Below are 385 nucleotides of genomic sequence, written 5' to 3' on the forward strand. Positions count from 1 at the left end.
TTCTGATCATTCGAATACAAGACACTTGAATGTGTTTGTTGTGTTTATCAATAAAGATAAACATTGAGAACTTTTAAATTTGATTAACTTAATCACAGCCTTGAGCTGTTTGAGTTCACTTTTTAAAGTGAAAACCAATTAAGTAATCAGTCAGCTTTCCAAATTGTTAAAGAGCTAGATATTTCAAAAGAAATAACCATTTTTAAAGATTCTTAAGGAAGAACACTTAAAGATGGTGGAGCTATGCGGGATCGAACCGCAGACCTCCTCGCTGCCAGCGAGGCGCTCTCCCAGCTGAGCTATAGCCCCATCTGGAAAAGTATTCCTTACTCTTAATTTTCTAAACCTAATCAATCTGTGTGGACACTCATCGTCAATATCTTCG

The 385-nt window shown here is 36.6% G+C and carries 1 tRNA gene; it reads right to left on the reverse strand.

Going from position 1 to position 385, the window contains the following annotated elements:
- Positions 1–233 precede the first annotated feature (233 nt).
- Positions 234–309: transfer RNA gene (locus tag WR49_RS20765), tRNA-Ala, on the reverse strand.
- Between the last annotated feature and the right edge of the window lie 76 nt (positions 310–385).

This window comes from Vibrio sp. ECSMB14106, from assembly GCF_000972265.1.
Taxonomy (GTDB): Bacteria; Pseudomonadota; Gammaproteobacteria; order Enterobacterales; family Vibrionaceae; genus Vibrio; species Vibrio kanaloae.